We start from the raw sequence: 18306 nt of genomic DNA on the forward strand, positions 1-18306 counted from the left end.
AGGGTGCCCTTCAGGTGCTGAACCCGTCTGCCGGGCCCTCAGGACGTAGATGGTTCCAGGTATCCCGAAGCCAATTTCGCGAAGGAAAACCCCGCCTTGTTTCGTTTGGCTTCATACATGGCTGCGTCTGCCCGGTGGATCAAGGCTTCGGCAGTGGTGCCATGCCTCGGGAACAGGGAGATTCCGACGCTGGCTTGGAGGCATGGGCTGATGCGATGGCCGCCCACTTCCAGGTGGCACGGCATTCTGATCGCCTCAATCAGCTTGCCCGCGATGAGAGCGACATCCCGCTCATGCTTGACCTCCATCAGCAGGTACGTGAATTCATCGCCGCCATGGCGGCTGACGGTGTCGTCGTGCCGCGTGATGTCGCGCAGGCGGTCCGCGACGGTCCGCAGAACGGTATCGCCTGCATCGTGCCCATACGAGTCGTTGATGGTCTTGAAATCGTCCAGGTCCAAGAACATCACCGCCAGGAGCCAGCCATGCCGGAGAGCCTGGGCCAGGCCATGCTCCAGTCGGTCGTTGAACAAGGCGCGGTTGGGCAGGCCCGTCAACAGGTCGTGGAGGGATGCGTGGTGATCGGCCTGCCCCTGCTCTTTGACGGCTGCCAGTTCGGCTTCCAGGTCACTGCGCTCCCTGACTTCATCTTTCAGGGCCTCATTCACGTCCGACAGTTTCTCGGATGCCTCCAGCACCTTCTCCTCGACGGCCTCGCTTTTCTCGATGGCAGACTCCATCCCAGGGCCCGTATTACCCTGCGCGAGTTCCTGCTTCAGCGCCAGGTTGACCGTGGCCAAGTCCTCGGCACTGGCCGCCACCAGTCCCTCGACGTGTTCGTTCTGCCCGAGCACATGATCCAGAGACTTGGCCGGTCGGGTGCTTGCGGAGGTCGGCGGCGGTGGAACAGTGGCCATGGGCTCCTCGACTGGGTCCGGGAGGGGTTCCGGAGGCACAGCGCCTCCCGGGAAGGCGCTGCGGGGCGTCCGGGCTTCCCCGGATGGTTCCGGGGTGGCCTGCGGGGAGCCTACTTGTTGCTCTCCACGTTGTAGGTGAAGACCGGCTCGTTGGTGGGGGAGGCCGCTTGTCCATTGGGTTCGGGCGTGACCGTGATCCGGAACCGGTGATGGGGGGTCAAGGTGTCCAGGCTGCCTTCGAGATCACTGTTCAGGACCAGGGCGCCGACATTCTGGCTGTCCCCATCCACGGGCCGGAACCAGACCACATAGACCGTGGAATCCGGTGCGATTCTCGAGGGGGGTGCCAGGTGCTTCACCCGGATGGAGACCTTGGAGTTCCCGTTGTCTCCGTTGGTGACCCTGACCGTGCCTTGGCCCGCGGGGACGTCGGAAGCGGCGTGCATCTCCTGGGGTTTGGCACGCCAGAACGCCATCTTCTGGCAACCGGACTGGGCGCCCGCCATGGCGATCACGCCGACCACCAGGGCCGCGGGGAAAAGCTTGGAGTAATGCAGGCTCATGATCTGTCTCCTCAAGGACAGAGCCAAGGGTGCAATTCTCGGTCCACGCGTTAATTTGTTTGTTATTATATTTTACGAATAAAAACCCTCGACCTGGTGGAGCTCTGGGGGCATCAGATTGAAGGACCTGGTGGCCAAATTGAATGAGTCACTGATGCATCTGGAGGATCATCCGAGGGCCTCTACAAACGCCGCGAACAGATCTCTCGCCGCGTCCCCTGCGGGGCCCTTCAGGTTGACCAGGTTCTCGGGATGCCATTGGACGCCGAAGACCCAGCGCTTCGGATCGGCGGCTTCCACGGCTTCGATGATCGGGCCGGTGTCGGGGTGGGCGGTGTCCAGGTGCCAGCCCACCGCCACCAGGGGTGGCGCCACGCGCTTCACGGCCTGGTGGTGGCGGCTGTTTACCAGGAAGACGTCCTCGCCCAGCAGCGAGCGCAGCCGCGAACCGGGGGCCAGCTGCACGCGGTGATGCATGTCAGGCACCTCCGGCGTCCCGTGCTGGTGGCGGGTGTCCTCGCAGCCGTAGTGGTCCGGCACGTCCTGGATCATGCTGCCGCCCAGGGCCACGTTGAGGATCTGCTCGCCGCGGCAGATGCCGAGGATGGGCAGGTTCCGCTCCCAGGCCGCGCGGATGAGGGGAAGCTCGAAGTCGTCGCGCTCAGCGTCCACCTCGGCCTTCGAATGCACGGGTTCGTCCGCATCCCAGTGGCGGGGGTGGATGTCGTAGCCGCCCGTGAGCAGCAGGCCCGCCGCGCCGGCCAGGTCCGGCGCGGGATCGCCAGGGGCCACCAGCAGGGTGGGGCCGGTCCAGCCCGCCGCCTCCAGCGCGGGGAGGTAATGCTTCTCCGCGCCCGACTTGTTTTTACAGCTCACGAGGAGCTTTGAGTTGCCGCTTGACATGTCCATTCCCCGGCGCAAACCTCATCACCCTACCACCCCCTCAGATGGTCTGAGTCGACGGTGAGGCGGAGAGCTCCGCCTATACAAAAGGAGGACACATGTCCGGATCCTTGAACAAAGTGCTGCTCATCGGCAACCTCGGGCGCGATCCCGAGCTGAAGTCCACCCCTTCGGGGCAGACCGTCGCCCGCTTCTCCGTGGCCACCACGGAGACCTGGAAGAACCAGAGCGGTGAGAAGCAGAGCAAGACCGAGTGGCACAACATCGTGGTGTGGGGCAAGCAGGCCGAGATCGCCGAGAAGTACCTGCGCAAGGGCAAGCAGGTGATGATCGAGGGCCGCATCCAGTACCGCGAGTACACCGACCAGGCCGGCGTGAAGAAGACCGCCTGCGACATCCGCTGCGACAACTTCGTCATGCTGGGCCGCATGGAAGACGGCAACCGCGACTCCGGCAGCTACGGCGGCAAGAACTCCGGTGGCCAGGACTTCGAGGACCACGGCGCCCCCAGCCCCGCGGGCGGCAACAACAGCTTCCCGGATGACGACATCCCGTTCTGATCGGGCGTGGTTCCGCCGCACATGTCGGCACGGTTTCAAAACGGCGCCTCAGGCGCCGTTTTGAAGTCAGGGGAAGATCTGCTTGGCGGCGCAGCCGCCTAACTCCAGGCCAGGCCTCAGAGGAAGATGTACGGAAACGTCCGTTGACAATCTACGGACGAAGCCGTAGGTTTGTGGAGCCCCGGAGTTCTCATGCCCGAACTGCCCCGTCCCTCGGATTTTGAACTGGCCATCCTGCGTGTGCTCTGGCGCCTGGGTGAGGGCACGGTCAGGCAGGTTCATGGGGCCTTGCAGGCGGAGCGCCAGCAGGGCTATACGACAGTGCTGAAGACCATGCAGATCATGGCGGAGAAGGGCCTGTTGCGCCGCGACGAGAGTGCCAAGAGCCACGTCTACCGGCCCGCTGAAGCGCCCCAGGCCACCCGGGGCAGCATGGTCCGCGATCTGGTGGACAAGGCCTTCGAGGGCTCCGCGCTCCAACTACTGGCCCACGCGCTCCACGCAAAGCGACCCAGCGCCTCGGAGCTGGACGAGATCCAGGCCCTCATCGATCAGGCGCGGTTGGAGCGGAGGCGGAAATGACCTGGATTGATCTGCCCCTGGTGCTGAGGACGGGATGGACGCTGATGCATTTCCTCTGGCAGGGCGCAGTCCTGGCGGGTGCCCTGGCCCTGATCCTGTGGTCCATCAAGGGGCGGTCACCTCGACTTCGCTATGGCTTGGCTTGCGCGGTCCTGCTGGCTATGGCAGTCGCACCCGTGGCCACCTGGTACCGATTGGGGCAGCCCCAGGCCGCGAGCCGGGTGATCCTCGAATCATCGGACCAAGTGGCACGTGCCTCCCGCCGCGCCACCCCGACGGAGTCAGCTTCCCCTATGGAGGGTGCGGCCACAACGAGCCGCACTTGGGGTGGATTCTTGCCAATGAGTGTGGGCCTGTGGCTCATTGGCGTGGCCATCATGAGCCTGCGCCTGGCCAGCGGCTGGGCTTGGCTCCAATGGCTGCGGCGCCGGCCAGACACCGTGCCTGCGTCTGACGACATCCAGCTGCGGCTGTTACGCCTCTGCCAGCGCATGAACCTGGTCAGCAACATCCGGATCCTGCTCTGCGAAAAGGTACCGGGCCCCACGGTCATGGGCTGGCTGCGGCCTGTGCTCCTGCTGCCGCCTGCGGCCCTGCTGGGGATGCCGGCCGATCAGCTGGAGCTGGTGCTGGCCCACGAACTTGCCCATATTCTGCGCCACGATTTTGCCATCAACCTCATTCAGTCCTGCGTCGAAGTGCTGCTCTTCTACCACCCGGCCGTGTGGTGGGTCTCCGCGAAGATCCGTCAGGAACGGGAGCTGTGCTGTGACGACTTGGCGGTGCGAACGACGGGGGACGCCCTGGACTACGCCGCCGCGCTCACCCGGCTGGAAGCCCTCTGCCGCCCGCCGGATCCCCCACGACATGCCGCCCAGGCCCTGGCCCTGAGCGCCACCGGAGGCTCGTTCATGCACCGCATTCGACGACTCATTTCACCTATTACCCCCACACCGCTGGCACCGAGAGCGGGTCTGGTTCTGCTACTCCTTCTGGGCGGGTTCCTTACCCTTCAAGCCCGCAACGCGTTTGGACCCGATCCCATGTCCTCGGTGACTGCGAAGCCTGTCCAGGATGCCGACAGCAACTTGGGCAATCGCTTCGTGAACGGCCAGTTGCCACCCGAAGGGACCATGTGGCTGCGGCGCTACGACCGCGATTCTGCGGACGGCAAGCGGAGGGCCGGAACCATTTATGTCCATGTGAACCGCCTGACTGCTGCAGAGATCACCGATGGGCTGACCCGTCTGGATCAGGCACCCCAGGATGAAGCCAAGGGTTATGTGGAGTTGGAGGTGAAGGCGGATCTATCCAAGCAGGGACTAGAGGCGAGAGCCGAACTGGCCAAGCAGAACCGGGATTGGCTCTATGTGTATCTCTTCCTCGGCGCGGACCCAGCCCGGGTGAAACGCGTCGTGCATGCCTGGAACACTTTCCACTTCCTCGGCCAATGGCCAGAAGACAAGAAACCCGGACAGATCATCATCCAGAGGAACAGCCAGTTCACCGCTGAAATCGGAGTGCTCTCCAGGGGCTTGAACGTCCAGGTGTGGGCCGGGGATGTGCCTGTGGAGACGGTATTCGAAGCCCTGAAAGAACTCATGGCAATGACCCCGGATGCGGGTGTGCCCCAGGAGGTTCGTCGGCGGGTCCCGCTTGGATCAGGCCTGAAGAACCATGTCTCGCTTGATTTGTCAGGCAAGAACCCTGACGAGCTCTGGAAGGAACTCGAGGCGGCAATTCAGAGAGGGCAGCACTGAGGATCTGCAGTAGGGGCAAGATCTGTTCTGCGGCGCAGCCGCCTTACTCCAGACGGTGCCCACAAGGGCATCGTCTGGAGCCCATCCTGCCAGAGAACACCCCTCGGAGAATTCACGCCGCCGCGATACAATGACCGGTTCGGGAGTCTCCATGCTTGCAGTGCAGAACGTCACCATGCGCTACGGCGCGAAGATCCTGTTCGAGGACGTCACCACGACCTTCAACCCTGGCCGCCGCTACGGCCTGACGGGGCCCAACGGATCGGGCAAGTCCACGTTCATGAAGATCCTGTCGGGCGAGTTGGAGCAGCAGATGGGGAACGTGATCCGTCCCCGCAAGATGGGCATCCTGCGCCAGGACCAGTTCGCCTTCGATGCGTTCCGCGTCATCGACACGGTGATCATGGGCAACGCGGGGCTCTGGAAGGCGCTGCAGGAGCGGGACGCCATCTATGAGAAGGCCGAGATGACCGATGAGGACGGCATGCGCGTGGCTGAGCTCGAGGGCGTGGTGGCCGACGAGGATGGCTACACGGCGGAAGCCGATGCGGCGGTGTTGCTGGACGGCCTGGGCATTCCCGAGTCCCTCCACGATCGCAAGATGAGCGAGCTGCAGGGCGGCCAGAAGGTGCGGGTGCTGCTCTCCCAGGCCCTCTTCGGCAATCCGGCGGCCCTGCTGCTGGACGAGCCCACCAACCACCTGGACCTGGATTCGATTCACTGGCTGGAGGAGTTCCTCAGCCGCTACAAGGGCACGGTGGTGGTGATCTCCCACGACCGCCACTTCTTGAACAACGTCTGCACCCACATCGCCGACATCGACTACCAGACCATCATCCAGTACACCGGCGGCTATGACGACATGGTCATGGCCAAGATCCAGGTGCGGTCGCGCATCGAGTCGGACAACGCCCAGCGGGAGAAGAAGATCGCCCAGCTCAACGAGTTCATCCAGCGCTTCGCCGCGGGCACCCGCAGCAGCCAGGTGAACAGCCGCCGCAAGGAAGTGGAGCGCCTGCAGCCCAGCGACCTGGCCCGCAGCAACATCCAGCGGCCCTTCATCAAGTTCAACATCGGCAAGCCCGGCGGCCGCTACGCCCTGGAATTCGAAGGGGTGAAGAAGGGCTATGACACGGACAAGGACGGCACCGGGGGCCGCCACGAGGTCATCAAGGGCTTTACGGCCATGGTGCAGCGGGGCGAGAAGGTGGCCCTCATGGGCCGCAACGGCATCGGCAAGACCACCCTGCTGAATGCCCTGCTGGCCAACGCGCCCCAGGTCACGGAACTGGGCCTGAAGCTGGACGGCGGCCAGGTCAAGTGGGGCCACGAGGCCAACGTGGGCTATTTCTCCCAGGACTTCGCCGAGAGCATCCCCAAGGGCTACGAGCTGGTCACCTGGCTCCATCAGTTCGACCCTGAGGCCACCAAGGAGCAGATCCGCGGCATCATGGGCCAGATGCTCTTCCGGGGCGAAGAGGGCAACAAGATGACGGACGTGCTGAGCGGCGGCGAGTCCTGCCGCCTGCTCTTCTGCAAGCTCATGCTGCAGAAACCCAACATCCTGGTGCTGGACGAGCCCACCAACCACCTGGACCTTGAAGCCGTCATCGCGCTGAACGACGCCCTGCAGCGCTACGAGGGCACCATCCTCTTCGTGACCCACGACGAGGACATCATCGACGAGGTGGCCACCCGCATCTGGCACCTCACCGACGATGGCATCGAGGATTTCCAGGGCAGCTACGAGGAGTACAACGCGCCGACGGGGCGCTGAGGCTTCCCGATCCACTGGGCCTGTCGTTTTGAGAAACTATTTCAACTATTTATAAATCAATTAATTACACTCCATTCTTGCTCTATGGGGTGAAAAAAGTATATTGAGTCCAGATCTGAATTCCCATGATCTGGAAAGTGAGCAACCCGTGACGCTGCGGCAGGGAGGCAGGGGTGCATCCTCCGATGACGGCGCGGGCCTGGGCAGGGGGACCCGTCCGCTCTCACGGGTGTCCCGGGCCATCCGGGAACTCGAGAACTTCAAGCGCGCCCTGGACGAGCACGCCATCGTGGCCGTCACCGATGCCAAGGGACGCATCACCTACGTGAACGAGAAGTTCTGCGCCATCTCCAAGTACAGCCGGGAGGAGCTGCTAGGCCAGGACCACCGGATCATCAACTCGGGCTTCCACCCGAGGGCCTTCATGGCGCAGCTCTGGAAGACCATCCTCGCAGGGGGCGTGTGGAAGGGCGAGATCCGGAATCGCGCCAAGGACGGCACCTACTATTGGGTGGACACCACCATCGTGCCCTTTCTCGGGGAGGACGGCGCCCCCGTCCAGTTCGTGGCCATCCGGGCCGACATCACGCAGCGGAAAGAGGCCGAGGACGCCCTGCGCCAGTCCCAGAAGCTGGAGAGCCTGGGGGTCCTGTCCGGGGGCATCGCCCACGACTTCAACAACCTGCTCACCATCATCCTGGGCAACGCGAACATCGGGGCCATGAGGCTGCCTCCGGAAAGTCCGGCGCAGCCCATCCTCAAGCAGATCGAGGAGGCCACCCTGCGGGCCGCCGACCTGACGCGTCAGCTGCTCGCCTATGCCGGCAAGGGGCGGCTGCAGGTCATGGAGGTCAACCTGAACCGGCTCGTGCAGGAGATGACCCAGCTCCTGACGGTCTCCATCTCCAAGCAGGCGGTGGTGCGCTACGACCTCGCCCCGGACCTGCCTTTCATCACGGCCGACCCCACCCAGATGCAGCAGCTGGTCATGAACCTCGTGACCAATGCCTCGGAAGCCATCGGGGAAGGGGCGAGCGGCCTGATCACCCTGCGGACCGGCGTCCAGACCATCGACGAGTCCTACACCAACGGCCTGCTGCCCACCCTGCCACTGGCGGCGGGAACCTACGTGACGCTGGAGGTGAGCGACACGGGGTGCGGCATGCCGCGCGAGGTGCTGGAGCGGATCTTCGATCCCTTCTTCACCACCAAGTTCACGGGCCGGGGATTGGGGCTCTCCGCCATGCTGGGCATCCTCCGGAGCCACCACGGCAGCCTCAAGGTCTACAGCGAACCGGGCCGCGGCTCGGTCTTCCGGCTCTTCCTCCCCTCCATGGCTCCCGGAGGGGCGGTGGAAGTGGCCGATCGCCAGGCCCCGGAGTGGCAGGGGCATGGCCTGCTGCTGCTGGTGGACGATGAACCATCGGCCCGGGATGTGGCCAGGAGGATGGCTGAGGGGCTCGGTTTCCACGTGCTGGAAGCCGCCGACGGCAAGGAGGCCCTGGCCATCTTCGAACTGCGCCATTCGGAACTGTCCGCGGTGTTGATGGACCTGACCATGCCCCGCATGAACGGCGGCCAGGCCTTCCTCAGCATGCACGAGGTCAACCCGGAGGTCCCGGTCATCCTGACCAGCGGCTACAGCGAACAGGATGTCCTGGCGGAGTTTCTAGGCAGGGGGCTGGCCGGGTTCCTGCCCAAGCCCTATCTGGGCTCCCAGTTCATGGCGGTGCTCCGGCGGGCGATGGAGGCCGAGTAGGGTCCTCCGCCGCCACCGGCAGCACCCGGCCCCCAAGGCCTGGGTTCCTTCCGGGTTTGTCCCGGCCTCTCAGAGCTTGATCTTCTGGTGGCCGTGCAGGCCCAGCGTCTCATCGGAATGGCAGGGGGCGCAGGCCTGCTTCGAGCGCATGTTCTCCATGGGGCCGCCCTTCTCATGGCAGCCCATGCAGGACTTGGTGCGGGCATCGACGACGGTGACCGGCGCGAATCTGCCAGCCGCCTGATCGTTCAGCAGCATGACGCACTTCCGGGCCACCGCAGCCGTGAGGACGCCGCAGCGGTCCTTCCGCTCGGGTGAGTAGGCCTTCTTGCCCGAGGCCTCGCACCATTTGGCAATGGAAGGGTGGCAGAGGGGCGACCCGGCCACGCTCTGGACGGATTTGAACTTGATGCCCTTGGGGTCGAAGTCGGGCAGGGCCGCCGTCTGGTACCACCGGTACAGCTCATCGATCACCGGCTCGGGGTTCGCACTGAGGACCTGGATGGCGGCGGCACAGCCATTGAGGCAGCCGCAGAGGGTCCCCCAGCCGTGGACGCCGCCCATGCCGTAGGTGAACATCTCGAAGGGGAAATCGGTGTACGGGGCGCCCAGCTTTTCGGCCACTGAGCCGACGATGGCCTCGAAGGTGCCGTACATGCAGTGGGCTTTGCCGTAGTCCTGGTAGGCGCGGTTGCCGATGGCCTCCGGATCCAGGGGCTTGTAGGGCCAGGGCAGCTTGGCCATGCCGCCCCTGGCTGCCGAAGGGGAAGGTTCCGGCGCGGTTCCCGCCACGAGGGACGAGGCGCCTCCGGCGGCGGCGATGCCGCCGATGCTCGCGAGGTAGAAGAGCATCTGTCTGCGGTCGAGGTCTGCGGTGGCCATGATCCATCCTCCTGAACGGCAAAAGATGACCAGTTCATCGCCAATATACGCCTGCCCTCCCCGGGGGTAAATATTAAAAATGATGTAAGGGTAGTCAATTGTTTTCGAGGAGCATCCTCAGCACCTCCTCGGCCACCCTCATCCCCACGATGGCGGGCATGTACGAGATGGTGCCCACCGGCCGGCGCTGGCGGCCGGGGCCACGGTGGGGCTCGATGTCGATGGGGTTGGCGGGGCGCTTGTTGTCGGCGGGTTCCAGCGAGTAGACGCAGCGGATGCCCTTCGTGATGCCGACCTTGCGCAGCTCCTTGCGGACGCGGGCGGCCAGGGGGCAGAGGCGGGTCTCGCTCAGGTCGCCCGCGCGGAGCAGGCTGCTGTCCGTGCGGCCGCCCGCACCCATGGCCGTGATGATGGGGATGCCCTGCTCGTGGGCGGTGCGCATGAGGGCCACCTTGCAGGTCATGGAGTCGATGGCGTCGATCATCACGTCGGGCCGGGGCATCAGCAGGTCTGGCAGCGTGTCGGTGTGGACGAAGGTCTGGCGGGGCTCTACGTCGCAGTCGGGGTTGATGTCGCGGACCCGGGCCGCCGCCACTTCCGTCTTGGGCTGGCCGATGGTGGAGCGCAGAGCGTAGAGCTGGCGGTTGAGGTTGCTGGGGCCCACCACATCGTGGTCCACCAGCCGCAGGTGGCCCACGCCCGCCCGGGCCAGGGCCTCCACGGCGAAGGACCCCACGCCGCCCAGGCCGAACACCGTCACGCGGGCGGCGCGCAGACGCTCCAGCGCCGCCTCGCCAAGCAGCAGCTCGCTGCGGGAAAACCACCTCATGCCATCAACTCCTTGAAACACCGCAGGCCATTCTTCCAGGTCCTCGCGGCCAGGTCCTCCGCCGCCACGCCGCGGAGAACCGCAGCCGTGGCAATCACCCGCTCCAGATCCCCGCCGTCATCCGTCTCCAGCAGCAAGTGGCTGGATGGCACCGCACGCAGGACCTCATGGATCTTGGTCCGCGCGGGAGCCAGTCCCTCGGCGGAAAAGGAGAGGAAGATGCCCATGGCCTGCAGGGCCGAGACTGTCTCGGGACTGCCCGAAAAGGCGTGTACCAGGGCGCCGGCCGGCGGCACGCCCTCCTCGCGCAGGAGGTCGAGCAGGCGGCCCCAGGCGCGCACGGCGTGGATGGCCACGGGGCGGTGCAGGGCGTGCGCGAGGCGCAGCTGGAGCCGGAAGGCCTGCTCCTGGGCCGGCCGGTCCGCGGCCTCCCGGGCGAAGTCCAGGCCGCACTCCCCCACGCCGGTCCGGTGCGCGCGCAGCAGAGCATCCAGCCGCGCCTCCCAGCCCGGCGCAGCCGTGGCCACGAACCAGGGATGCAGGCCCAGCATGGGGATGACGTGGGGATCGGTGGCCGCTTGGGCCAGGACCGCATCCCAGTCCGCCTCGCGAGTCCCGCAGACCACCCGGATCTGCACCGGGGAGCCGGTCCCCGTGTCTGGCAGATGACGATGGGCGTCGAACAGGAGCATCTTCGCCGCCATGACAAGGCAGATGGGGGGAGTGGTGGCCCCGAGACGATTCGAACGTCCGACCTGCTCCTTAGGAGGGAGCTGCTCTATCCAGCTGAGCTACGGGACCCCGACCCCATGTTCGCACAACTCGATCCGGGCTTCAGCCCCGGGCCGCGCAGCTCCATCGGTTATGAGGGGGAGCTGCTCCTCCGCCGATCGCATCCTGCCCCGCAGGATGCTTCTGATCACGAGTGTTCTCTGCGGCGGAGCCTCCCAGCTGAGCTACGGGACCCCGACCCCATGTTCGCACAACTCGATCCGAGCTTCAGCCCCGGGCCGCGCAGCCCCCGCCGGATGCTAATGGATCGGCGCGTAGGCCAGCCCGCCGCCCGGGGCGAGGAAGACGGCCTCGGCATCGAGGAGGCCGATCAGGCGATGCCCTTCTCCCAGGGGCGTGGGCAGCCATTCCATGGTGCCCTTCGCCAGATCGAAGCGGGCGAGGAGCAGCCCCTTGGATTCCGGCGCGCCGCAGGATTTGACCTGGCTGGGGGCGAAGACGCCGAAGATCACGTCCCGGCCGGGCCAGGGGAGAAGGGGGCCGCGTCCCACCCGTCCCAGCACCGCGCGGGCGGGGAGGGCGTCGTTGCAGGTGAAGAAGGTCTGGCCGGGCTCTTTCGGACCCTTGGCGGGATCCAGGACGGTGAAGGCCATGCTGGCCCCTTCGGCCAGGTAGACGCTGCCGTCCGTGCCGAGGGCCATGCGGTTCAGACCCACCAGCAGGGGCTGGGCCGCGGACTCCTTCAGCTGGGCTTTGTCCCCGAAGGTCCAGAGCACGGCGCCGGTCTTGAGGTCCCGCTTCTCCAGGTAGGGCTTCGGCGTGCGGTAGAGGATGAACAGGCCGTCCCGGCCGATGGCCATGTCCTCGACGAGGGCGGGCAGGGGGAGGGTGGTTTCCGGCTTGCCGTTCTTCCCCAGCACTGCCAGGCGATGGTCGCAGGCCATCCAGATGCGATCGTAGGCGTCGAGCACCCAGCGTTCGGGCACGGCCTCGCCGACGGTTGCAGACTCAACGACTTCCTTGGAGGGCGGCTTGGCTGGGGCGCCCTGGGGGCGCTGCTGCCGGGGCAGGCCATAGAGCAAAGCGCCGGCCGCATCGTAGTCCGAGGCAGCGGCGGTGGGGGTGGGAGTCGCGGCCGGGATCGCGGCGGCAGGTTTTCGGGATTCGGGCAGGATCACGGGAAGCGAGGCGAGCAGGCCGCTGCCCTTCATCCAGGTGCGGAGGGACCGCGCAGCCGGATCGTAGAAGATGAGCGAGCCATCGACTTCCTGGAAGGCCCAGCCCGAAGCCTGCCGGGTCGCGTCCCAGCCCTGGGCGCGCAGTGGCATGGGGGCGATCAGGCCGGACAGCACCAAGAGAATCAGGAATAGATTACTCATTTATCACCTGCCTATATTTTATTATGCGCATGAGCGACTCTGGTTGAATGTCGGAGGCTGTGACCGAGAGCACGACACGGACCATAGACCCCCGTGTCCATTGAATCTCCGCAGCCGCTCCGGTTCTTGCGATGATGGAGGCCCGCCCCGAGGTCGCCATGTCCCGATCGCAGCTCAAGGATGAAGTCTTCATGAACATGGCGCTGGAGCTGAGCCGGCTCGGCACCTGCTGTCGGCTGAAAGTCGGGGCGGTCCTGCTTCGGGCGGACGGCGGCGTGGCGGCGGCGGGCTTCAACGGGGCGCTGCCGGGCATGGCCCACTGCACACCGGATACCTGCAAGCCAGGCCAGCGCTGCCTGCACACCAGCCACGCCGAGGAGAACGCCCTGGGCTTCTGCGACGGCCCCGTGGCCACGGCCTACGTCACCCACGAGCCCTGCCTCATCTGCTGCCGCGCGCTGGTGCGGCGCGGCGTGCGGCGGGTGGTGTTCCGCCATCCCTACACCAGCATCGCCGAGCAGGAGCGCGCCGAGCGCCAGGGCATCCTCGACCACTTCAGCGTTCGCTGGGAGCAGCTCGACCTGGCCTAGGCCTAGATGCCGCCATGCTCCCAGAAGGGCACGGGGTCGGGGTCGATGGCGACCTCGGTGCCGTCATCCAGGACGAGCCGGGGTGGATCGCCGGCCCGCACATCGACGATGGTGCGGCCCAGCAGGCGCTCCCGTCGGCCGTGGTGCCAGGAGATGCCCACGGGGTAGGTGCGGCGGTAGGCGTCCAGGGGCGCTTCCATCCAGTGGCACAGGCGGTCCAGCGCGGCCTGGAGGGTGGCCTCGAAGCCCTTGGGCGGCTCGGGATCCAGTCCGGCGGCTGAGAGGAAGGCCTCAGAGGAATCCCGGGCGTCGAGGTTCCCGGCGGTCCAGCGGCGGGCCGCGGTCGTCGGGGAATGCCCCTCGAGCACCACCGGACGCTCGTGGTGGATGCCGAGCCAGAGCGACACCCGTCCCCCGGGGCCCGTGCCCTCGAAGTCCAGGGGCAGCTGCACGTCGTCGTGGAAGACCACGGCCCGCAGGGGCAGCCACTCGAAGGTCTCGACCACCTTGGCGCCCACGGGGCCGGAGAACTCCCGGCGCAGCGCGGCCACGGCTTCCGCGAAGGTCTGCCGCAGCTCGGCCAGGCTCAGCACCCCCTCCGGGACCCCCTGGCTGGTCAGGGCCAGGGGCGGCTCATGCCAGTCCGAGGCCAGGGCCGGTACCACCTGCTGGAAGAGGATGAGAGCCGGATCCCAGTCCCAGTGGCGGGCGGGTTCGTAGCCGAGCTCGCGGCAGAGCTCGAACCAGGCCCGCTCCGGGGCGGCGGCCCCGGGCAGGAAGATGGAGCGGCCGTCGAGGAAGAGCTCGCAGCCGGGTCCAGTGCTCGTGGCGCGCCGGCAGAGGCCCAATTCGTGGCGGCCCAGGGTGGCGAGGGTCGTCTCCCGGTAGGGATGATCCTCCTGCCGCAACACCCGCAGCGGCGCACTGAGGATCCACGCATCCAAGGCCATGCCCAGCCTCCTTAGGGAAGCCAAGCCTCGGTCGTCCCCCACCTGCCGTCAATCCCCGGATGGGAAATACCCGGGGGAATTTCTACTCAATCCGCTGGAGGTGCACGCCCGGGTAGTAGTGCTGGAGGATCTGTTCGAAAGTGGCGCCCTCCAGGGCCATGCCGTAGGCCCCGGTCTGGCACATGCCCAGGCCGTGGCCCCAGCCCCGGCCGTAGAAGATCCAGCGGCGCGTTGCCCCCTGGCCCACCGTGAGCCACCGGAAGACATTGTCCTTGAGGCCCAGCAGGCCCCGGATGTGCATGCCATGCACCCGGTGGGGCGCCCCTTTGGTGTCCACCAGGGTGAGGTCGAGTACCCGGCCCTGGCCGTCGTGTTCGGCCTTCAGGTCGCGGATGCCGGGGACATAGACGCGCTTGCGCACCATGGCCAGCAGCTCCGCCTCCGTGTATTCCACCCGCCAGTGGGCCGTGGGGTTGTAGCGGTCCCAGGCGGCGCCATCGGGATCAAGACGGCGCACCAGCACCTGGGCCGGGCCATCCTCGCCGGGAATCCACTTGAGGCGGTCGCCCACCTGGATGTCGGACTTGGCCACCAGACGCAGGCTGCCGTCGGGGCTCTCCTCGGCCAGCAGCAGGGTCGGGGCCATGGGCAGGGGCTCAGGCCCTCCGCGCTTCCGCCGGACCTGCCGATCCATGAGCAGGGAGCCCTCGCCGGGGGTGAAGGGTTCCAGTTCCTGCCAGAGGCGGCCCAGGGCCTGGAGGGCCTGGCGGAGGGTGATGGGCTCGGAGGCGGCCCAGGCCGAAGCGGGGATCACGCCCCGTCGCGTGAGGAAGGCCGCCAGCAGGCGGTCCTCGGGCAGGGAGTCCGGCAGGAAGTAGGCCGCGTCCTGGGGCCGCTCCTGACCTTCCACGATCCGCTGGAAGCCAAAGGCCCGGGCCAGGGCGAGGACGAGGTGGCCATCCCGGGCGAGGGGGCGGGCCTCAAGGGCCAGGCGCTGCTGGAGGATCCGGACCGGGCCGGCCAGGTCGTCCGGAGTCGCGGCCTTGGCCAGCCGTTCGCCGGCCAGCCACTCGGGGGGAAGGGCCACGGAGGCCAGCCGCAGCAGCTCCCAGCTGAGCCAGGGCTGCTGCCCTTCCGCGGTCACGGCGACGCCGGAGGCGTAGGGGAGGGTCAGGGGCCTGACGGGGTAGCAGGACACGGCGCTGAGGTAGGGGGCGTTGCCTCCGAAGACATGGGCCACGTCCGTGGTGTGTCCGCCGCAGTTGGCCATGAACAGGGCCTGGATGGGCTTGCCGCCGTAGGTGGCGAAGAGGCCCTCGGTCTCGGCGATGGCCCGGTCCGTGAGGGCCTGCTCACCATCGCGGCCGCCGTACACCTGGTCGGCCACGGTGTCACCCATGTCGAAGCCGTCGGCGGCGCGCTTGCCCCGGTTGGCCACGGCATAGGTGCGGGCCGCCACGGCCTGGGCTTTGAGGGCCTCGAGCGAGGGGAATTCCCAGGCGCCCATCTCCTTGGGCACCACGCCGCGCAGGTAGGTCTCCAGGTCCACGGTGTTCACCACCGTCAGGCGTCCCTGGGCATTGGGATGGATCTCGACCTTGCCCCGGTAGCGGCCCTTGCCTTGGAGGGCCGTCAATTCCCCCGCGGGCCTGAGCCAGATACCGGCAAGGGGCAGGGGGCGCCGCTCGTAGCGGTCCGTGATGGCGTACAGGGCCCGCCCCTTCCGGGGTTGGCTGGAGCGGGATTCGGAGGCCACCCAGAGCTCCTCGTAGCCCAGATCCTGGAGCTTCTGCAACACGGGCTCAGCCTCGCCGGCCTCGCGGAAGTGGCCGGTGAGCACGCGCCAGGTGTCGGCATCCGGCACCTTCACCTTGTCCGGTGCCTCACCCAGCTCCTTGAGCCGCTTCATCAGCGATGCAGCCTCTGCGCTCGCGTGGGGCTTCCCCACCTGGATGCGGTACTCAGCGGCGGGATCGGAGACGCCGCGGCTGTCCCACCAGATGCGCAGCTTCTCGTCGGGGGCCAGCTTCAGCAGGGGCTTTCCGGAGCGGTCGCAGACCTGGCCGCCGCCCTCGAGCGACACGATCCACTCCGTGGCCTGGGTGTCGATGCCGATCTTCAGCGGGGGCTGGGCGGCGATGGCGGGGACGAGCGTCAGGACCAGGGCGGGGACGGAATGGAGCTTCATCCGCCGGATTGTCCCACGAATCGCGCCAGGGTCGCCCAGCGGCGGGCCCGCAGCGACTCGGCGTCGAGCAGAACGCCGTCAGGTCCCCGGCGATGGAGGAGCAACCCGATGCAGGCCTGATCCGAGGGCCGGAAGAACAGTGCTGGGCCGGTGTAGCCGAGGTGGAACCACCAGCCCGAGGCAGGGCCCGGATCGGCCTCAAGACCAGGGGTGGGCAGCGGCGCCGCTTCGGTGGGGTCCTCCAGAATGCAGGTGCCGATCCCCGGTGGAATGCTGGACAGCAGTTGTCCAAAGCGCCCCTGACCCGCATGCGCCACCCGCAAGCCCAGACCCCACCTGGCGCCGTCCTCGCCGGGGGCCGTCTCCACCGCCATGCGCTGGGGCCACCCGGCGGCCACCCAGCGGATCAGGGCGGCGTGCAGCTGGGCGGGCGCGGCGCCCAAACCGGCGTGGCCCTGCATCCCGGCGCGGGCGTTGGCATCGTGGGGCAGCCACGGGGACCGGGCGGGCAGGGATGTCTCCGTGGCCAGCGGCCAGGCGGTGGCGTCGGGGCCATCCGGAATCACGGTCGGTGGGGTGCTCCAGGGCGCCGGATTGAGTCCCGAGGCGGCCCCGAGCTTCACGAAGGGCGCCCCGGTCTCGGCTTCCAGCAGTTCGGCGAGCAGGCGGTAGTTCAGGTCGGAGTAGGTGGCGAGACCGGGCGTGGCGGGGCGGAGCAGGGGGTGCCCCATCGCCTCGCGGCGCAGCTGCTGGGCCACGGGCTCGCCCGTGAAGGGCCGCCAGGGCGGGAGGCCCGAGCTGTGCGAGAGCAGCTGCCGGACGGTGAGTGGTGTTTCGCGGTCATGGAAGCCGAGGGGCCAACGACGGTCCGCATCGAGGTCCAGGAAGGCCAGCGCCAGGGGTGCCGTCACCAGGGGCTTGGTGAGGGAGGCGAGGTCGTAGAAGCGGGTCACGCCCGGCTCATCTCCGAAAGACTCTTGGCCACGGCCTTCTGCACCTGGTCGGCGACGCCCATGGCCTCCTGGGCCTCGACCCAGGTGACGCCCTCTTCGCTGCGGCCGAGGCAGGCGGCGTGGAAGGCCTCGATCTCCAGGCGCAGGGGCTCGCCTTCCACGATGTCGGCCGTCTCGGGCTGCACCTGGGGCCCCTCGGGGCCCATGACGAGGCGCAGCAGTTCGAGCTTCTGGGTCGCGAAGTCCAGGCTCGCGTATTCCTTGTCGCCGAAGGCGCGCAGGGTGCGCTCCTTCTTGCGGGCCACGCGGCTGGCGGTGACCGTGGCGAAGGCGCCGCCCTCGAACTTCAGGCGGGCGTTCACCAGGTCGGCGTAGGGCGTGAGCACGGGGACGCCCACCGCCTCCACGTCCACCACGGGGCGGCCCACCAGGGCCCGGAGCAGGTCGAGGTCGTGGATCATCACGTCCATCACCACGTCCACCTCGAGGCTGCGGGCGGGGAAGGGCGATACGCGGACGGCCTCCAGGAAGCGGGGCTTGAAGCCGCGTTCGCGCAGGGCGGTGACGGCGGGGTTGAAGCGCTCCAGGTGCCCCACCTGGGCCACGAGCTTCGGATGGGAGGCACGGGCTTCGCCCAGGGCTTTCAGCAGGGCCACGCCCTCGTCGAGGGTGGCGGCCAGGGGCTTCTCCATCAGCACGTGCTTGCCGGCCTTCAGGGCCTGGGTGCCGAGGGCATGGTGGAAGCCGGTGGGCGCGGCGATCTGGACGGCATCCACGTCCGCCAGCACCTCGGCCAGCGTGGCCACCCAGGGCGCAGCGAACTTGGCCGCGATCTCAGGGCCCCGGACGGGATCCGGATCCACCACGGCGGCGAGGATGGCATCCGGCGCGGAAGCCGCAATCCTGGCGTGGTGTTGACCCAGATGACCCACACCGACGACGGCGACACGGAGCTTGGACATGACTTCCTCCTGACCAATCG

Annotated in this window: 17 protein-coding genes and 1 tRNA gene; 6 read left to right on the forward strand and 12 right to left on the reverse strand. The window is 67.3% G+C overall.

The genetic code is table 11. The features are described 5' to 3' along the window. Positions 1 to 38: 38 nt before the first annotated feature. From QOZ81_RS04560 to QOZ81_RS04570, 3 genes are all read right to left on the reverse strand, one after another. Positions 39 to 917 (reverse strand): GGDEF domain-containing protein, encoded by an 879-nt coding sequence (locus tag QOZ81_RS04560; protein ID WP_291200918.1) that lies wholly within the window; start codon positions 915 to 917, stop codon positions 39 to 41. A 110-nt stretch (positions 918 to 1027) separates the two neighbouring features. Continuing rightward, complete coding sequence (locus tag QOZ81_RS04565) at positions 1028 to 1480, reverse strand: anti-sigma factor (protein ID WP_291200915.1); 453 nt, start codon at positions 1478 to 1480, stop codon at positions 1028 to 1030. Between the two features lie 168 nt (positions 1481 to 1648). Continuing rightward, a complete protein-coding gene (locus QOZ81_RS04570; protein WP_291200912.1) occupies positions 1649 to 2383 on the reverse strand; it encodes a gamma-glutamyl-gamma-aminobutyrate hydrolase family protein in 735 nt (244 codons plus the stop codon). A gap of 98 nt (positions 2384 to 2481) precedes the next feature. Here QOZ81_RS04570 and QOZ81_RS04575 point away from each other — a divergent pair, with 98 nt between their 5' ends. The 5 genes from QOZ81_RS04575 to QOZ81_RS04595 all read left to right on the forward strand — a co-directional run bounded on the left by QOZ81_RS04575 (position 2482) and on the right by QOZ81_RS04595 (position 8821). After that, positions 2482 to 2943, forward strand: a complete 462-nt coding sequence (locus QOZ81_RS04575; RefSeq protein ID WP_291200909.1) for a single-stranded DNA-binding protein — start codon at positions 2482 to 2484, stop codon at positions 2941 to 2943. A 192-nt stretch (positions 2944 to 3135) separates the two neighbouring features. After that, positions 3136 to 3525 (forward strand): BlaI/MecI/CopY family transcriptional regulator, encoded by a 390-nt coding sequence (locus tag QOZ81_RS04580; protein WP_291200907.1) that lies wholly within the window; start codon positions 3136 to 3138, stop codon positions 3523 to 3525. Continuing rightward, positions 3522 to 5285, forward strand: a complete 1764-nt coding sequence (locus QOZ81_RS04585) for a M56 family metallopeptidase (RefSeq protein ID WP_291200906.1) — start codon at positions 3522 to 3524, stop codon at positions 5283 to 5285. The genes QOZ81_RS04580 and QOZ81_RS04585 overlap by 4 nt, the downstream gene beginning before the upstream one ends. Before the next feature lie 151 nt (positions 5286 to 5436). After that, entirely contained in the window at positions 5437 to 7062 is a 1626-nt protein-coding gene (locus QOZ81_RS04590) for an ATP-binding cassette domain-containing protein (RefSeq protein WP_291200903.1), read from the forward strand. 148 nt (positions 7063 to 7210) lie between these two features. After that, on the forward strand, positions 7211 to 8821 hold the full coding sequence (locus QOZ81_RS04595; protein WP_291200900.1) for a hybrid sensor histidine kinase/response regulator: 1611 nt from the start codon (positions 7211 to 7213) through the stop codon (positions 8819 to 8821). Between the two features lie 69 nt (positions 8822 to 8890). Here the strand turns inward: QOZ81_RS04595 and QOZ81_RS04600 are convergent, their stop codons facing one another. The 5 genes from QOZ81_RS04600 to QOZ81_RS04620 all read right to left on the reverse strand — a co-directional run bounded on the left by QOZ81_RS04600 (position 8891) and on the right by QOZ81_RS04620 (position 12592). Continuing rightward, positions 8891 to 9703 carry a C-GCAxxG-C-C family protein gene (locus QOZ81_RS04600; protein WP_291200897.1) on the reverse strand — a complete coding sequence of 271 codons (813 nt, stop codon included), beginning with the start codon at positions 9701 to 9703 and terminating at the stop codon, positions 8891 to 8893. A gap of 94 nt (positions 9704 to 9797) precedes the next feature. Beyond that, the gene (locus tag QOZ81_RS04605) at positions 9798 to 10532 is read right to left on the reverse strand and encodes a tRNA threonylcarbamoyladenosine dehydratase (protein ID WP_291200894.1); all 735 of its coding nucleotides are present in this window, start codon (positions 10530 to 10532) and stop codon (positions 9798 to 9800) included. After that, positions 10529 to 11224 (reverse strand): TatD family hydrolase, encoded by a 696-nt coding sequence (locus QOZ81_RS04610; protein ID WP_291200891.1) that lies wholly within the window; start codon positions 11222 to 11224, stop codon positions 10529 to 10531. Before QOZ81_RS04610 ends, QOZ81_RS04605 begins: the two co-directional genes overlap by 4 nt. A gap of 32 nt (positions 11225 to 11256) precedes the next feature. Next, positions 11257 to 11333: transfer RNA gene (locus QOZ81_RS04615), tRNA-Arg, on the reverse strand. 230 nt (positions 11334 to 11563) lie between these two features. Then, complete coding sequence (locus QOZ81_RS04620; RefSeq protein ID WP_291200888.1) at positions 11564 to 12592, reverse strand: hypothetical protein; 1029 nt, start codon at positions 12590 to 12592, stop codon at positions 11564 to 11566. Between the two features lie 209 nt (positions 12593 to 12801). On the opposite strand from QOZ81_RS04620, the gene QOZ81_RS04625 reads away from it, so the two are divergent. Next, positions 12802 to 13233, forward strand: a complete 432-nt coding sequence (locus QOZ81_RS04625; RefSeq protein WP_291200885.1) for a deoxycytidylate deaminase — start codon at positions 12802 to 12804, stop codon at positions 13231 to 13233. A gap of 2 nt (positions 13234 to 13235) precedes the next feature. On the opposite strand, the gene QOZ81_RS04630 is transcribed toward QOZ81_RS04625, so the two are convergent. The 4 genes from QOZ81_RS04630 to QOZ81_RS04645 all read right to left on the reverse strand — a co-directional run bounded on the left by QOZ81_RS04630 (position 13236) and on the right by QOZ81_RS04645 (position 18286). Then, positions 13236 to 14183 (reverse strand): hypothetical protein, encoded by a 948-nt coding sequence (locus QOZ81_RS04630; RefSeq protein WP_291200883.1) that lies wholly within the window; start codon positions 14181 to 14183, stop codon positions 13236 to 13238. An 82-nt stretch (positions 14184 to 14265) separates the two neighbouring features. Then, positions 14266 to 16371, reverse strand: coding sequence for a SpoIID/LytB domain-containing protein (locus tag QOZ81_RS04635; RefSeq protein WP_291200880.1), 2106 nt, complete (start codon positions 16369 to 16371; stop codon positions 14266 to 14268). Continuing rightward, a complete protein-coding gene (locus QOZ81_RS04640; RefSeq protein WP_291200877.1) occupies positions 16368 to 17324 on the reverse strand; it encodes a serine hydrolase domain-containing protein in 957 nt (318 codons plus the stop codon). Before QOZ81_RS04640 ends, QOZ81_RS04635 begins: the two co-directional genes overlap by 4 nt. After that, positions 17321 to 18286, reverse strand: a complete 966-nt coding sequence (locus tag QOZ81_RS04645) for a Gfo/Idh/MocA family oxidoreductase (protein WP_291200874.1) — start codon at positions 18284 to 18286, stop codon at positions 17321 to 17323. Before QOZ81_RS04645 ends, QOZ81_RS04640 begins: the two co-directional genes overlap by 4 nt. Positions 18287 to 18306: the final 20 nt, after the last annotated feature.

The sequence above is a fragment of the Geothrix sp. genome (assembly GCF_030219325.1).
Lineage (GTDB): Bacteria > Acidobacteriota > Holophagae > Holophagales > Holophagaceae > Geothrix.

What these genes read in the sequence shown, in the direction of transcription:
- QOZ81_RS04590 (WP_291200903.1), top strand. Translation starts at nt 5,437, where the DNA reads ATGCTTGCAGTGCAGAACGTCACCATGCGCTACGGCGCGAAGATCCTG.
- QOZ81_RS04610 (WP_291200891.1), bottom strand. Translation starts at nt 11,224, where the DNA reads ATGCTCCTGTTCGACGCCCATCGTCATCTGCCAGACACGGGGACCGGC.
- QOZ81_RS04620 (WP_291200888.1), bottom strand. Translation starts at nt 12,592, where the DNA reads ATGCCACTGCGCGCCCAGGGCTGGGACGCGACCCGGCAGGCTTCGGGC.
- QOZ81_RS04625 (WP_291200885.1), top strand. Translation starts at nt 12,802, where the DNA reads ATGTCCCGATCGCAGCTCAAGGATGAAGTCTTCATGAACATGGCGCTG.
- QOZ81_RS04580 (WP_291200907.1), top strand. Translation starts at nt 3,136, where the DNA reads ATGCCCGAACTGCCCCGTCCCTCGGATTTTGAACTGGCCATCCTGCGT.
- QOZ81_RS04605 (WP_291200894.1), bottom strand. Translation starts at nt 10,532, where the DNA reads ATGAGGTGGTTTTCCCGCAGCGAGCTGCTGCTTGGCGAGGCGGCGCTG.
- QOZ81_RS04635 (WP_291200880.1), bottom strand. Translation starts at nt 16,371, where the DNA reads ATGAAGCTCCATTCCGTCCCCGCCCTGGTCCTGACGCTCGTCCCCGCC.
- QOZ81_RS04565 (WP_291200915.1), bottom strand. Translation starts at nt 1,480, where the DNA reads ATGAGCCTGCATTACTCCAAGCTTTTCCCCGCGGCCCTGGTGGTCGGC.
- QOZ81_RS04645 (WP_291200874.1), bottom strand. Translation starts at nt 18,286, where the DNA reads ATGTCCAAGCTCCGTGTCGCCGTCGTCGGTGTGGGTCATCTGGGTCAA.
- QOZ81_RS04570 (WP_291200912.1), bottom strand. Translation starts at nt 2,383, where the DNA reads ATGTCAAGCGGCAACTCAAAGCTCCTCGTGAGCTGTAAAAACAAGTCG.
- QOZ81_RS04600 (WP_291200897.1), bottom strand. Translation starts at nt 9,703, where the DNA reads ATGGCCACCGCAGACCTCGACCGCAGACAGATGCTCTTCTACCTCGCG.
- QOZ81_RS04575 (WP_291200909.1), top strand. Translation starts at nt 2,482, where the DNA reads ATGTCCGGATCCTTGAACAAAGTGCTGCTCATCGGCAACCTCGGGCGC.
- QOZ81_RS04585 (WP_291200906.1), top strand. Translation starts at nt 3,522, where the DNA reads ATGACCTGGATTGATCTGCCCCTGGTGCTGAGGACGGGATGGACGCTG.
- QOZ81_RS04630 (WP_291200883.1), bottom strand. Translation starts at nt 14,183, where the DNA reads ATGGCCTTGGATGCGTGGATCCTCAGTGCGCCGCTGCGGGTGTTGCGG.
- QOZ81_RS04560 (WP_291200918.1), bottom strand. Translation starts at nt 917, where the DNA reads ATGGCCACTGTTCCACCGCCGCCGACCTCCGCAAGCACCCGACCGGCC.